Annotated in this window: 12 protein-coding genes; 3 read left to right on the forward strand and 9 right to left on the reverse strand. The window is 43.8% G+C overall.

Annotated features, from left to right (window positions below; genetic code table 11):
• Positions 1-239: 239 nt before the first annotated feature.
• The 3 genes from recA to IM462_RS18315 form a co-directional block, all read right to left on the reverse strand.
• Entirely contained in the window at positions 240-1307 is a 1068-nt protein-coding gene (recA, locus tag IM462_RS18305; protein WP_002800964.1) for a recombinase RecA, read from the reverse strand.
• Positions 1308-1434: 127 nt separating this feature from the next.
• The gene (locus IM462_RS18310; protein ID WP_287700732.1) at positions 1435-2388 is read right to left on the reverse strand and encodes an aldo/keto reductase; all 954 of its coding nucleotides are present in this window, start codon (positions 2386-2388) and stop codon (positions 1435-1437) included.
• 394 nt (positions 2389-2782) lie between these two features.
• Positions 2783-2956 (reverse strand): hypothetical protein, encoded by a 174-nt coding sequence (locus IM462_RS18315; RefSeq protein ID WP_164502961.1) that lies wholly within the window; start codon positions 2954-2956, stop codon positions 2783-2785.
• Positions 2957-3119: 163 nt separating this feature from the next.
• Here IM462_RS18315 and IM462_RS18320 point away from each other — a divergent pair, with 163 nt between their 5' ends.
• Complete coding sequence (locus tag IM462_RS18320; protein WP_287700731.1) at positions 3120-4532, forward strand: pentapeptide repeat-containing protein; 1413 nt, start codon at positions 3120-3122, stop codon at positions 4530-4532.
• A gap of 636 nt (positions 4533-5168) precedes the next feature.
• On the opposite strand, the gene IM462_RS18325 is transcribed toward IM462_RS18320, so the two are convergent.
• Positions 5169-5504 carry a XisI protein gene (locus tag IM462_RS18325; RefSeq protein WP_002748301.1) on the reverse strand — a complete coding sequence of 112 codons (336 nt, stop codon included), beginning with the start codon at positions 5502-5504 and terminating at the stop codon, positions 5169-5171.
• A complete protein-coding gene (locus tag IM462_RS18330) occupies positions 5492-5908 on the reverse strand; it encodes a XisH family protein (protein ID WP_002800967.1) in 417 nt (138 codons plus the stop codon). The genes IM462_RS18325 and IM462_RS18330 overlap by 13 nt, the downstream gene beginning before the upstream one ends.
• Before the next feature lie 467 nt (positions 5909-6375).
• Here IM462_RS18330 and IM462_RS18335 point away from each other — a divergent pair, with 467 nt between their 5' ends.
• Both IM462_RS18335 and IM462_RS18340 read left to right on the forward strand, forming a co-directional pair.
• Positions 6376-7101 carry a 2-phosphosulfolactate phosphatase family protein gene (locus IM462_RS18335; RefSeq protein WP_002759138.1) on the forward strand — a complete coding sequence of 242 codons (726 nt, stop codon included), beginning with the start codon at positions 6376-6378 and terminating at the stop codon, positions 7099-7101.
• 83 nt (positions 7102-7184) lie between these two features.
• Positions 7185-8432 carry a bifunctional folylpolyglutamate synthase/dihydrofolate synthase gene (locus tag IM462_RS18340; RefSeq protein ID WP_287700729.1) on the forward strand — a complete coding sequence of 416 codons (1248 nt, stop codon included), beginning with the start codon at positions 7185-7187 and terminating at the stop codon, positions 8430-8432.
• Here the strand turns inward: IM462_RS18340 and IM462_RS18345 are convergent.
• The 4 genes from IM462_RS18345 to dnaK form a co-directional block, all read right to left on the reverse strand.
• Positions 8406-9995: a DUF3352 domain-containing protein gene (locus IM462_RS18345; RefSeq protein WP_287700727.1), complete on the reverse strand. Its 1590-nt coding sequence runs from the start codon at positions 9993-9995 to the stop codon at positions 8406-8408. The two genes, IM462_RS18340 and IM462_RS18345, sit on opposite strands and share 27 nt — an antisense overlap.
• 175 nt (positions 9996-10170) lie before the next feature.
• Positions 10171-11319 (reverse strand): quinone-dependent dihydroorotate dehydrogenase, encoded by a 1149-nt coding sequence (locus IM462_RS18350; protein WP_287700725.1) that lies wholly within the window; start codon positions 11317-11319, stop codon positions 10171-10173.
• A 104-nt stretch (positions 11320-11423) separates the two neighbouring features.
• Complete coding sequence (locus IM462_RS18355) at positions 11424-12299, reverse strand: J domain-containing protein (RefSeq protein ID WP_194015001.1); 876 nt, start codon at positions 12297-12299, stop codon at positions 11424-11426.
• Between the two features lie 138 nt (positions 12300-12437).
• Positions 12438-14600: a molecular chaperone DnaK gene (dnaK, locus tag IM462_RS18360; RefSeq protein ID WP_287700722.1), complete on the reverse strand. Its 2163-nt coding sequence runs from the start codon at positions 14598-14600 to the stop codon at positions 12438-12440.
• Between the last annotated feature and the right edge of the window lie 466 nt (positions 14601-15066).

Here is a 15066-nt window from a genome sequence, read left to right on the forward strand (position 1 = left end):
GCTAACGAAAGAACTAGGGATAGGAGCGAGCTTACTAGGAATTATTATTAATAAGTGAGAGATGGTGCGGCAAACTTTTTCGAGCTAAAACCATGAAAAGCTTACGATATATGGATTTCAGCCTTCTTGTCCCCCTGTCAGATTCTAAACCTAAGGAGTAGCACTATAGAATTACCATGATCTAGTCCAAAAAAATCCCCCAAAACTGGGGGATAACCAAGACCTAAAACCCTCTTCTTTTAGATTTCTGGTTCCAGATCGTCCTCCTCGTCCTCATCGGCCGGTTCCGTGGGTAAAGGAACCGAACCCATGTCTAATTTATCCCGCAATAACTTCTCAATTTCTGCCGCTACTTCTGGCCTTTCTTCGAGATATTTAACGGCATTATCGCGACCCTGGGCAATATTTTCGCCATTATAGCTATACCATGCCCCTTTACGAGTAACCACGTTAGTTTGTTCGGCGATATCGAGCATACAACCCACCTGGGAAATGCCTTTACCGAAGATAATATCAAATTCAGCAATCCGGAAAGGAGGCGCGACTTTATTTTTAGCCACCTTAACTTTAGCCCGAATTCCGTATTCTCCTTCCGTGCCTTTTTTCAAAGTTTGAATGCGACGGATATCTAAACGTACCGAGGCATAAAATTTTAAGGCCGTTCCCCCAGTGGTGACTTCAGGATTGCCGTAGGTGACACCGATTTTTTGCCGCAGTTGGTTGAGGAAAATCACCACACAACCCGATTTACCAATATTACCAGCAATTTTTCGCAGGGCTTTACTCATCAAACGGGCCTGCAAACCCACCTGATTATCCCCCATTTCCCCCTCAATTTCCGCCCGCGGCACTAAAGCGGCCACCGAGTCGATGACAACGATATCCACGGCCGAAGAACGCACTAACTGGTCAACTATTTCTAAGGCAGCCTCCCCCGTATCCGGTTGTGCCACCAGTAAATTATTGATATCTACCCCTAAATCTTCCGAATAGGTGGGATCTAAAGCGTGTTCCGCATCGACAAAGGCCGCCACTCCCCCAGCTTTCTGCACTTCTGCGATCGCATGGAGGGCTAAGGTGGTTTTTCCAGAACTTTCCGGCCCGTAAATTTCGACGATGCGGCCTTTCGGTAAACCGCCACCCAAAGCCATATCTAGGGTTAAAGCACCACTAGGCACGGTTTCCACCCGCATCCGGGTGGCGTCTCCTAAACGCATGATCGAACCTTTGCCAAAGTTGCGCTCGATTTGATTTAAGACTAAACCTAAGGCCTTATCTCGATCGGGATTACTTGTCATTGTCGCCATTAATTTTCTCCCCAGTTTTCTTAAGTAGTACAGCAGTATGCAAAGATTGTAGCCTGTTTTAATCTTGATCACCAAAAAGTTAGAAACTTTTTCCAGAATGGTGATCAAAAATCAAAAGTTTTGATTTTTACAGCCAAGGCCGGCTCATCTGTTCTAATTGCGTCACCTCTTGCGCTTCTAAACTCCATCCTAAGGCCCCGGCATTTTCGATCGCTTGGGCCGCAGTTTTTGCCCCCGGAATGGGAATCACATCCCCTTGGGCGATTAACCAATTGAGGGCGACTTGTGCGGGGGTTTTTTGGTATTTTGCGCCCAATTCTTGCAGTACCCTTAAAATTGGGGCTATTTTCTCCAAACCTTCTTTTTTGAACCGCGAGTCAACTTTTCTGGCTCCATCGGGCAAATTCTGGCTTTCTGGGCTATATTTACCCGTCAGTAGTCCTTGAGCGAGGGGGCTGTAGGCGAGGATGGTGACACCTAATTCCTTGGCCGTGGCCAAAATTCCCTTAGTTTCTATTTTGCGATACAAAAGCGAATACTGCACCTGATTGACCGCTAAGGGAACCTCTTTTTTCGCCAAAATCTGGCTTGCTTGACGCATTTGCTCGGCGGAATAATTACTTACACCCACGGAACCAATCCGGCCGCTTTTTACTTCTTCCCCTAGGGCATTCATTAGGGTTTCTTGGCTAATTAGGAAGGTGAAGGGCCAATGTACTTGGTAAAGGGCAATTTTATCGGTTTTTAGACGGTTTAAGCTCTCGGTAATGGCATTATGAACCGCATTCGCCCCCAATCGCCACGGTACGGGGGCAAATTTGCTGGCAATATCGATGGGAATATCAGTCTCTTGCGTAAATTTTCCTAAGAGTCGTTCCGATTCCCCCAGTCCATAGACTTCGGCAGTGTCAAAAAAGGTGATTCCTGCCTCTACTGCCGCTTTAAAGGCCTCCTCTACCTGACTAGCTCCGTATTCCTTGCCATAGTTCCAGAATAGTTTATCTCCCCATGCCCAAGTCCCGATTCCCAAAGCACTGACGGCAATTCCTGTTTGTCCGAGATTAGCGGTTTGTCTAGTCATATTCCCTACAAAGAATGACAGCGTTTCTCATTTAAAGTTGAAGTGTAACCTATATTTGGTCTGACTCCCCACTAACCCCCTTTTTTGATTCCGGGAAATTCCCACCCATAATTAATGGGAAAGGACTTGACTTTGCCGGCGACTTGCGCTATGCTTTTCTTATAATGGAAATCTGTGCAAATTTTTTTAGGCGCAAAGATTTCTATTATGAATAAAATCCTTTAAAAATATTATCGCAAAATCTGCCGAGAAAAGCAAGCGAAATTTTGCCGATAATTGTTAAGTTTTGTTAACAAAAAAATACAGAGATCAGCAAGGTAAAAAAATCGAAATCTCTTGCTGATCCTGTTTGTCGCCTAAGCTATGATTAGGTTAGGCGAGTTTTGCGCTTTGACTAATTGTTAGTGCTAACTTCCGTGGTTTCAACAATTGCCGTCGGTTGGCAGGGAGTGGGTTGAAATTTCTCTGGAAAAGAGAAGCCTAAAAATGATGCGATCGCAAATATGGTGCTGATAATTTTGGCAAGACTAACAAGGTCTTCTCTGTACTTTAACCAATATTTATACATAATCATCAATCCTTTTACTTAGGGGGTGAACTATCTCTAGATTAAAAAAATTCTGATTATTTGTCGTTACTCGAAAGTCATGAAAATGGTACTTTTTTTAGGTACTCTCAAGTAACCTGACAGGGTACTGAAAAGTAATCTTAAGTCCTGTTACCCTTAAAAAATGATGATAAATGAACTAAAAATGACTGAAATTAAAACCCTTTCATGGACTGAATTAGAAATGCTGGTTAATGATCTGAAAAAAAAGCATACAAACAAGGGATTAACGGACGTGGAAACAAAAATATTAAAAGGTATTTTTGATGATAAAACATATCGTGATCTAGCGAAAGAAATTAGGCAAGAAGAACAGTCAATCAAGAATGCGGCTTCTAGTTTATTTAAAATCTTGTCAGAGCAAACAGGTGAAAAGATTGAAAAGAGTAATCTTATTACTGCTTTGGCAAGGTATAGAGATAATTCTCAGACATTTGATCATAACAATCAACCTCAAACTCAGCAATCAGATAAAGTTTTTGAATTAGTTATTGAGGTAGGGATAGACGACCTGACACCAGAGAAAATTGATAAGATTAACAACCTTATTCAAAAAATCGCCAGAGACAACACGATCAAGCCTATTATGAAACTTAAAGGCAGTATTCGGCTATTTTTAGAAGGTTCAGAAGATGGACTCCAGCGCCTAGCAGATTTACATCAATCGGGGGAATTGCAAGCCCTTCTCAATAAACTTAAATCAGACGATATACCCGAAATTATCGTCAAAAAAGCAAAGTTCACTACAGATGCAAAAGTTATTGAAAAAGCCGAATTAATTAAGGCAATTCGAGAGGGAACAATCGATGAGACAACTCTACGATTTGTTGATTTAAGTGGGGCTATCCTGATTGAGGCTGACCTGAGTGGGGCTAACCTGAGTGAGGCTGACCTGAGTGGGGCTAACCTGAGTGAGGCTATTCTGAGTGAGGCTGACCTGAGTGAGGCTATCCTGTGGACGGCTAAACTGAGTTGGGCTCACCTGTGGGGGGCTGACCTGAGTGGGGCTAATCTGAGTGAGGCTGACCTGAGTGAGGCTGACCTAAGTGAGGCTGACCTGAGTGAGGCTATTCTGAGAGGGGCTAACCTGAGTGAGGCTGATCTGAGTTGGGCTAACCTGAGAGGGGCTAACCTGATTCAGGCTAACCTGAGAGGGGCTAACCTGAGTAACGCTATCCTGTGGACGGCTAAGCTGAGTTGGGCTTACCTGTGGGGGGCTAACCTGAGTGGGGCTAACCTCAGTGAGGCTGACCTGAGTGGGGCTAATCTGAGTGAGGCTGACCTGAGTGGGGCTAACCTGAGAGGAGCTAACCTGAGTGGGGCTGACCTGTGGGGGGCTAACCTGATTGAGGCTGACCTGAGAGGGGCTTTCCTGAGTGAGGCTAACCTGAGTGAGGCTATCCTGAGTGGGGCGAAAGTTGAAAACGCTATCTTCATCGATGCAACGGGGATCACCCCCGAACAAAAACAGGATTTGATTCGACGAGGGGCAATTTTTGGGGATAATTCTAACGATCGCAGTAAAGTATTAGTTTAAAACAGCCTTTGATCTCCACCTTCAGCAGAGATTTAGGTGGGGTTGGCTGAATAAATGTGAAATATAGACGAGATAAGGGGTTTGGCGGCCTGTTTGACCAAGCAGCTGCAAGATTTTCAAGCTGGTGGCTCAAAAACCTTGTATCTTAACCAGCGATCGCCCCTACTTTTTCAGCCAACCCATAATTAATGGGAAAGGACTTGACTTTGCCGGCGACTTGCGCTATGCTTTTCTTATAATGGAAATCTGTGCAAAATTTTTTCAGACGCAAAGATTTCCATTATGAATAAAATCTTTTAAAAATATTATCCCAAAATCTGCCGACAAAAGCAAGCAAAATTTTGCCGATAATTGTTAAGTTTTGTTAACAAAAAAATACAGAAAGGTAAAAAAATCGAAGTCTCTTGCTGATCCTGTTTGTCGCTTAACCTTATGATTAGGTTAGGCGAATTGGCTCTTCTGGTTTTTGTGTGGAAGGAAGAAGAATAGGGATAATTTGGGTGCATCTCAATTTTGTCGAAATATCTATAGGACATTTTGGGCGCACGCAGTTCGATAAACTCACTGACCACGGTGCGCCCCTACCATTGGCGCAATAATATTATTGTAGGGGCGAATTGCATTCGCCCTCTTTGATTAACCCACCGCAAACCCTGTATATTCTCTGACTAGGGGTTCATGAAAGGCTAAAACAATATCTTCTTTAGGAACACCTAAATTAACTAATTCATTGGCAATTCCTACCTCAGTGCCATCATGTTGTATCCAGATTTTACCCTTTTTAATATCGAGATGCAAAACACAACCATGATATCTTCGTCTATTTTTCCAGCCAACATACATCAATTGATAGTGATCGCCAACTGTATCAAAAATCAATTGTTGTTCAATCGGATCTTTAGATGAACCTATCTGAGAATATTCAGTAATGACTTGCTTGACATAGTGACGATATTGTTCTAATTTTTCCATTCGACAATTACCTCCCCAATCGGATCATAAATAATCAGGTAAATTTGAAATCGTTTAACGACAGTTTGAATAAATCGCAATTCAAAAAAACTATAATAAATATCTAAGGGAACAGCTAAATATAACTGTCTTTTAGGTTCTTTTTCTTCTAAAGCAACACGATAATTAAAGAATTGTCCAATGGCAGTATGAAATTCTGAAATGCTAGATTTACCGATAAAACTTTTAATTTCAACGGCTATCTTTTCATTGTCTTTTTCTGCGGCTATCAGTTGCTCTGCTCCTAAATCGACATACATTTCTACATCACCCACTTCAATCCTTAAAGGGTCATCCGTAATGAGCCAACCCTCTTTTTCTAATCCTTTTCTCACTGCACCATGAAAACGATCTTTAGCAGACATGAATCTTGAAGTTAGCAGGCATAATAATTGTTAATTATAACATTTAGTCATGACGAGCGACAGGGTGAGAGCATCTCAAACCCTATTGACAATTGGCCAATTTTGTGATCCGCGTGGGCATTTCAAGTAATAAGGGACTTGCGTGAGAATAATATCCCAATCGATCGGAGGGCGCAAGCTTTGCGCCCCTACAGTAACGGATTTTGTCCACAATGTAGGGGCGAACTGCGTTCGCCCAAAAGGTACATTATCAAAGCGCAAGTCCCTAAGCTAAGACGTATTTAAACCGCTTATTCTTAGATTAGCCCCCCCCTTGCCTGATCTCCACCAGCAATTTGAATTAAGAACAGCTTAACTAGCTGACATCCATCGTGATAAAATCGGCCTTGTCTTTCTTCTGCCAGCGCAACGCCGAGCGGCGGTATGTTGAGCTTATTTCCCCTTTTACTTTTTACTTGGTATAAATCGTGCAGGTTTTCATTTATCATACTCCCGAACTTACCCCCGTCCATACTCTACCCGATTGCGCCGTCGTTATCGATGTTTTAAGAGCGACAACCACGATCGCCACTGCCCTCAATGCCGGTGCAGAAGCAGTGCAAACCTTCAGCGATCTGAAAACCCTGATGCAGGTGAGCGATACCTGGCAACCAGAAAAACGTCTCCGGGCAGGAGAAAGAGGCGGAGCGAAAGTGGAAGGCTGCGATCTGGGCAATTCTCCCCTCGATTGTACCCCTGATTTAATGAAAGGTCGTCGTCTGTTTATCAGCACCACTAACGGCACCCGCGCTCTGCAAAGAGTGGAAGAATCCCCGATCGTGATCACTGCGGCCATGATCAATCGGCAAGCTGCCGTTAATTACTTATTGGATAGGCAGCCCGAAACCGTCTGGATTGTTGGCTCTGGTTGGGAAGGGGGTTATTCTTTGGAAGATACGGCCTGTGCTGGAGCGATCGCCGATGCGCTACAAGAACAATCGGGGCAAATGGCGATCGGTAATGATGAGGTTATCGCCTCGATCGCTCTTTATCGTCAATGGCAAAATGATCTTTTAGGAATGTTCCACAGTTGTAGTCACGGTCAGCGCCTCTTGCGTCTCCACTGTCAAGAAGATTTAAAATACTGCGCTAATATTGACTCTCTTGATGTTTTACCGATCCAAAAAGAACCGAGCATTTTAGTCAAACTTTAGACATTATCACCCAGAGAAAGGGTCATCAGTGCCGGTAGGAGTATCGATCCTAGCCGGATTCCTTTATTTATAGTTTGCTAACCATGACTATCGATTCTTTACTGCAATCTTTTCAGCGTTTTGGTGTCAATCTCGGTTTAGAAAGAATAAAAAATCTGCTGGAGATTTTAGGCAATCCCCAAGATAAAATTCCGATTATTCATGTCACGGGAACTAATGGCAAAGGTTCAGTTTGTGCCTATCTATCCTCTATTCTCAGCACCGCCGGTTACAAAGTCGGACGTTATATTTCTCCCCATTTAATTGATTGGACAGAAAGAATCTCTATTAATGGCGAAAATATTGAAACCGCGACTTTAGAAAACCTGCTTAAAGATCTACAATCGCTTATCGATCCCCAGCAGGAAAGTCCTACTCAATTTGAGGTAATTACTGCCGCTGCTTGGCTGTATTTTGCTCAGGAAAAGGTGGATATTGCCGTAATGGAAGTGGGTTTAGGAGGAAGATTAGATGCGACTAATGTTTGCGCTCAACCTTTAGTTACTGTCATCACTTCTATTAGTCGGGAACATTGGCAAAATTTAGGTCCGACGGTTGCCGATATTGCTGGCGAAAAAGCGGGGATATTAAAAGCGAATTGTCCCGCAGTTATCGGACAATTACCGGAATCAGCGCAGGGAGTAGTTAGGGAGAGAATCAAGCTGTTACATTGTCCGACGGTATGGGTAGAAGCTGCCGAAAAAATTGCCGATAATCGGGCCAAATATCAAGGGTTAGAATACCCTTTATCCTTAGCGGGAGATTTTCAATTAACTAATTCGGCTATAGCGATCGCTGTTGTTAATATTTTACGTCAGCAAGGTTGGCAAATTAGCGATGAAGTCGTGCAGGAAGGAATGGCAAAAACTCGCTGGTTAGGACGTTTACAAACCGTTAATTGGTGTCAGCGAGAAATTTTAATAGATGGCGCTCATAATCCCGCTGCTGCTATTGGTTTAAGGCAGTATGTAGATAGTTTAAAGGCTCCAAAAATTATCTGGGTGATGGGTATTTTATCGACTAAAGATCATCGGGAAATATTCCAAGCTTTATTAAGAAAAGGCGATAGTTTATATTTAGTTCCTGTTCCTGATCATAGCAGTGCTAATCCTGAAACCTTAGCGGAATTAGCGGCTTCAATTTGTCCAGAATTATCTCACCTAGAGACTTGTTCCGATGTATTTTTAGGACTAAAAAAAGCCATCCAAGAATCTGTCGATAGTCAGATAATTCTCTGTGGATCGCTTTATTTAGTTGGTTACTTTTTAGGGAGTTTGTTTCAGGGAAAATAAAACATCAATTTTACTGGTGGTTTTATCAGGCATAGTGGCAGTAATTCCGATGCCGCGTACCGATTCTAAAAAGGCCTTTGTTTCCGGGGTTAATTCCCCGGCAGGAAGATTATTAATTCCCCCTGCTTTAGCGATAATTTGCTCCACATCGATGAAGAAATAACCGAGATTATTTTTAGGCAAATTTGCGATCGATGCTTGGAAATTCTCACTTTTGCTAATCGGTTGATTCGGTTGCGGTTGATAGGGAATTCCGACGGTCATTTTTAGGGTATCATTATTAGGCCAAGCATAGGTTAAAATAGCTTGTTCTTCCGCTTTCCATTCAGTCACATCTTGGCCAGAAATTTGACTGTTTTTTATGGTGATAAAGGGAACAGTTTTCACCAATTCATTTAACTTATCGAGGGTAATTTTTGCCGCTTTATGATCGCCGGTTTGCCAGATCATCATTCCCCCAAAACCTAACCCTCCCACTGCTTGCTGGTTGGGGATAATTCCGAAGGCAAATTCTCGATCCATCCAGTTAAAAACTTCTTTATCTGCGTCAAGGGTTGCCATCTGAAAATTCTCACGGATCTGACGCAGATAAACTTGTAATTCTGGGTTAGTTTGGGACTGTTTTTCTGCTTCTTCCCATCCCTGTTTAAGATTATTACCGCTCCAGAGTGCGATGGTATCTCCGGGTAAATAATTTAAAACTTTATTTTTGCTAGGGGAAGGTAGGGTAGAAATAGTTTCAGGGGCAAGTTTAGCCACCATTTGTAACTGTAATCCCGTATCGGTGACACCCACTCCTGCGACAATATCCTGAATTTTTGCTAATTCTTGCCGACTTTGGGGAGATAAATTGGCATCTGGTCCCAAGATTGCGGCATAATCATCGATATAAATTGTCGCTAGGGTATTGGGTAGGTTGAGGGATTGGGAAAGCAGTTTTCTCACTTCCGGTTTACTGCTAAAAGATGGCTGTCCTTGATAGGTATCGATCGCCGCTTCTAACACCTTTTTATCGTAGGATATCAACAAAAAATCGCCAGTAACAGCAGTATAAATAGTGGTGTTATCCTGCCAATCTATAGCAGTAATTGTAATACCTTTGTAGTCACTGGTGCTAGTTTTGCGATTAACTTCTTGTCGTAGTTTTTTCTGGAATTCCGACGCTTTAATTTTATCTTTGATGCCGATAACCGTTAATAATTCCGATTGTCCGGGGGTAGTTGCGGGAAGGAAAGCAAAGCTAATACTACCGATCCAAGGTTCGATATCCCGTTGATAATCAATCTTATCGGTGAAGATATTTTTTTGTAACTCTTCTAGTCCTTGACTAACCGCAGTTCGTGATTCTGGTGTACCATATTTAGCTAACACTGACCAAGCTTTTGCATCCGTGGAGACAAAACTACTAGCAAAGGCAGTTTCTGGGATAACTTTTGCCGATTGCAAGGGGGTGAATCTTTGCCAAGGAAGTTGTCCTCGTAGATAAAGATAGACACCTCCTGCGGTTACTGCTGTTAGTCCTAGGACGACTAAACAACCGGGTAAAAATGATTTTTTTGACATAGAATTGTGGTTTGGTTAAAAAGTTCCATACTTGGTGATCGATTTGTCTGCGGTTGTAGTCTCTAGATTAGTCCTATTGTAGTTATCCTAATTATCTTATCTTATCCCCAAAGGTGACAGACAACATTTCAGCTAATTTTTCCGAAATTATTGCTAATTACCGGAGAAAATTGGCTCATTCTTGGTTAGCTTGCCAACCCACCGATTGATTAATATTAGTCAACCCATTAGCCTCTAATTTTTCTGTTAATCCTTGTAAAATATTTGATACTAGCCAGGGTCCTCGGTATAACCAACCGGTATAAATCTGTAATAAACTCGCACCGGCGGTAATTTTTTCCCAAGCATCATCGAGAGAAAAAATGCCTCCCACTCCAATTATTGGTAAATTGCCTTGGGTTTGCTGATAGATAAAACGGATCACTTCTGTGGAACGTTCCCGCAAAGGTTGCCCACTAATTCCCCCTGCTTCTTCAGTGATTGGTTTACCAGTTTCAGGCAGAATTGTGGTTTTTAATCCCGTGCGTTTAGTGGTGGTATTAGTAGCGACAATTCCGGCTAATTGATAGGAGAAAGCTAACTCGATAATTGTTCTGATATCTTCCCATTCTAAATCGGGAGAAATTTTCACTAATAGGGGTTTTCTGCCTTGATTTTCTGTTTGTAAAATGTCGAGGATTTTATCGAGTTGTTCCCCACTTTGCAGGGAACGCAAACCGGGAGTATTGGGAGAACTAACATTAACGACAAAATAATCAGCATGGGGGAATAAATAGCGAAAACTGCCTAAATAGTCCTCTGGAGCCTTTTCTAGGGGCGTATTTTTCGATTTACAGAGGTTAATACCGATGGGAATCTGTCGGGGTTGTCGTTGCCAAGATTGCTGGAGAGTTGCCGCTAGAACCGGCGCACCGAGGTTATTTGCCCCCATACGGTTTAATCCCGCCAAATCTTCCGGTAAACGAAATAATCTCGGTTTTGGGTTGCCCGGTTGCCCTTCTAGGGTGACAGCACCCACCTCGGCAAAACCAAAGCCGAAATTATGCCAAAGTCCTGCCCCTAAACCGTCTTTATCGAATCCTGCCGCCAATCCGACGGGATTGGAGAAATTTAACCCCCAGAGACTTTGCGATAGGCGAGAATCGCTAAAACTGAGGGATTCTGATAATTGTGAGATTAGCCATTGTCCCCAAAATCCCCCCCGCGATTGATCGATTTTTTGCAGAGTATTTAATAATTGTTTTTGTGTTCCCTCTAAATTGCCCCGAATAGCCTTGAAAGCTAGGGGATAAAATGGTTTAATTGTATCAATTATATTTATCATAAAAAGACAGGAATTAAGGGTTAGGTGTAGGGTGGGTTAGGCAAGAACAAGTTATGTTTTTGACAAAAAATTTCAAATTTGCCGTAACCCACCTAGCATAATCTTTATAAACCTTGACGAGGATTAAAAGTTTCGATCGCCCGTATTTTTTGATAAAGTTCTAATTCTTCAGGGCTAGGATTGGGAGGATTAACTAAGAGAATTTCCACTAATTGATCGCCCCTTTCTCCTTGGGAAGTGGGATAACCTTTGTTAGCCAAACGTAATCTTTGACCACTTTTTAACCCCTTAGGAATCATCATTTTAACTAAACCGTCAATGGTAGGAATTTCCACAAAACCGCCCACAATTGCCTCGCTGGGAGTAATCGGTACTTGACAGACAAGATCAGAACCTTGAATCCTAAAAAAAGGATGCCTAGCGATAGTTATTTTTAAATATAAATCACCCCCTTCAATACCCTGACCTTTGAGACGAATTTTCTGCCCATCGATCATGGCTGCCGGCATATCAACCTCTATTGATCTACCATCTTCCAGACGAATTCTTTGTCTGCCACCTTGATAGGCTTTCTCTAAAGGTAAAGTTAATTTTGCTTCCACATCTCGACGAGTTAAACGGGGAGAGGAGGCAATTTTAGCACGCTTAGTATTAAGGTTATTAAAATCTTTAAACTTCCATAGATCCTGTTCTGTACGGGGGATTTTTCCATTACCGTTACTATTGGCTTTTTCCCCCGGACGTATCCCACGGCGCTTAATCCCCGTCAAGGAACGATTATACTCAACCCGTTTTTCTTCATCGGAGAGAACATCATAAGCTTCATTAATATCTTTAAACTTTTCTTCTGCCGATTTATCCCCCGGATTAACATCGGGATGATATTGACGCGCCAGTCGTCGAAAAGCCTTTTTTATCTCGTCACCAGTAGCCGTGCGAGATACTCCTAAAACATCATAATAATTAACTAATTGTGGCATATATTCAGTTATCAGTTATCAGTTATCGGTTATCAGTTATCAGATTTGAGTTTTAAGTGAGCAGTATGTATTAAGCGAGCAGTATTAAATAGTAGTTTCCCACTGTCTTTTCACTGATTACTGATCACTGTTTACTGATTAAAACCAATCATCATCGTCATCATCCCAGTTATTTTGGGGGGGAATATTGCGGGAACGATTGCCGCTGCTGCGGTTACTTTTACTATTGTTATAACTTTTTTCCTCCGAAGGGGGGGGACTTTGCCAATCGCTATCGCGGCTATTGTAGTAATTGTCCTGATTGCGGGGGCGATAACTATCTTGATTAGCTGAATAATTCGGTCGATAATCACTCTGATAACCCGGTGTAGTGGGACGATAATCCTGACGATAACGATCGCGACGCGGTTCGGAGGGAAGATCATCTTCCTTATCCCCGGTAAAAGTCTTGCGAATAGCGCTAAAAAAGCCCTCGTCTTCCTCGTCGTATTGTAGGCGTACCTCGCGATTTAGTTCATAGATAACATCCTGTAGATCCGCCTGGGCGCGATCGATGCGACGGTCATCATTTTTCTCCAAAGCGTCGATAATTTCCGTACTCAAAGACTCAATTTGACGACGATAGGAACGGGTGAACTCATTACCAAAATCGAGAGTAACATCTTTTAAGCGTCGTTGAGCTTGATCCACCAGAGAGCGGGCGCGATTGCGTTTATCCACCTTTTCGCGACGGGTACGATCTTCTTCCGCAAATCGGGCAGCATCGCCGATCATGCGGTTAATTTCCCCTTCGCTGAGGGTAGAAGCGCCTTGAATGGTGACACTTTGCTCCCGTCCGGTCATTTTATCCCTAGCGGTGACTTGTAGAATGCCGTTAGCATCGATATCGAGGGACACCTGCACTTGCGGAATACCCCGGGGTGCGGGGGGGATACCGGTTAATTTAAAACGTCCCAGGGATTTATTATCGCTGGCCATTTCCCTTTCCCCCTGCAAAACGTGAATTTCCACCACAGTTTGATTATTTTCGGAAGTGGAAAAAAGGTCAGATCTGCGGACGGGAATAGTGGTATTGCGGGGGATTAACTTTTTCATCACACCGCCGATGGTTTCTAAACCCAAGGATAAAGGGGTCACATCGAGGAGCAGCACGTCTTTGACCTCGCCGCCCAAAATTCCCGCTTGAATAGCCGCCCCGACCGCTACAACCTCATCAGGGTTAACATTTTGATTGGGTTCCCTATCGATAAAACTCCGCACTAAATCCTTCACCACCGGCATCCGCGTGCCGCCGCCCACCAGTACCACTTCGTCTAATTGGACGGGGGACAAACCGGCATCAGACAGGGCGCGTTTGAGAGGACGACGGAGACGACTGATTAAATCGCCGCATAATTCCTCAAATTGGGCCCGACTCAGACGAGTTTCGATGTGTTTGGGGCCGTCTTCCGTGGCGATGATAAAGGGTAGATTAATATCGGTGACGCTGACCCCAGATAGTTCAATTTTGGCTTTTTCTGCCGCTTCTGTGAGTCTTTGTAGTGCTTGCCGGTCTTGGCGCAGCTCCACGCCTTCCTGTTCCAAAAATTGATTGGCTAACCAATCGACGATTCTTTTATCGAAATCATTACCGCCTAATTGGGTGTCGCCACTGGTGGCTTTCACCTCAAAAACGCCGTCACCCACTTCCAGGATAGAAACATCAAAAGTACCGCCCCCCAGGTCAAAAACGAGGATTTTCTTGCTTTCCTGTTCATCGAGACCGTAGGCAAGGGCAGCGGCGGTGGGTTCGTTGAGAATCCTCATCACTTCTAACCCCGCAATTCGGCCCGCATCCCGGGTGGCTTGACGTTGGGAGTCATTAAAATAGGCGGGGACGGTGATGACGGCCCCGGTGACTTCTTCCCCTAGATAACGGCTGGCTTCTTCGGCCAATCGCCGTAAAACTAGGGCGGAAATTTCTTCGGGGGCGAATTCTTTTTGCAGACGGGGGCATTTAATTTTGATATTGCCCATCTCATCCCGGCGGATGGTGTAGGGGACGCGCTTCGATTCGGGGTTTAATTCCGAGTAGCGACGACCTATGTAGCGTTTGATTGCATAGTAGGTGTTTTGGGGATTAAGTACCCCCTGTCGCCGGGCCATTTGACCGACGACTAACTCGCCATCTTTATTAAAACCGACCACAGAAGGAGTGGTTCTCATGCCCTCCGAGTTGGCGATGACCACTGGCTTTCCGCCTTCCATCACGGCGACGACGGAGTTAGTTGTCCCTAGATCAATGCCTACTACTCTACCCATGCTTGTTTTTGTCTCCCCCTAGATTTCGATAACTTCGGGACTTTTACCTTCGATCGATAGTTTAAATCGCTTAATGCTTGTTGACAATATTGTATCGAATTGTCTTAGGTTCTCGCTCTCGCTTCGGAGCGATTGAGGGTGTGATTACCGAAGTGGTCTTTTAGTGATCGCTGGCGATCGAGCTTGGGGGGGTTTAAATAGGGTCTGCGGCAAAAAGTTTTTCGTGGGGGCAGGGTGTGGGGTGTGGGCTTCGGCCGTGAGCTCAGCGTTCGACCGAGCTCACGCCGAGGTCCGAACGGGTGTGGGGTGTGGGGTGTGGGGTTTTACCCATTTTCAGACGGTCAATTACCCAATTCTCAGGGAAAAAGTCCCAGAATTTTCGCCCCGATGACTCCCGTCTGGCACTTTTTGAGATCAAAAAAGTCTAAAAGTCTTATCCAACAAGGTTTTTAGATTTGTTCAGCCA

Origin of the sequence: Microcystis sp. M144S2 (genome assembly GCF_020246065.1) — a bacterium.
In the GTDB taxonomy this organism is placed as follows: Bacteria; Cyanobacteriota; Cyanobacteriia; order Cyanobacteriales; family Microcystaceae; genus Microcystis; species Microcystis ichthyoblabe_A.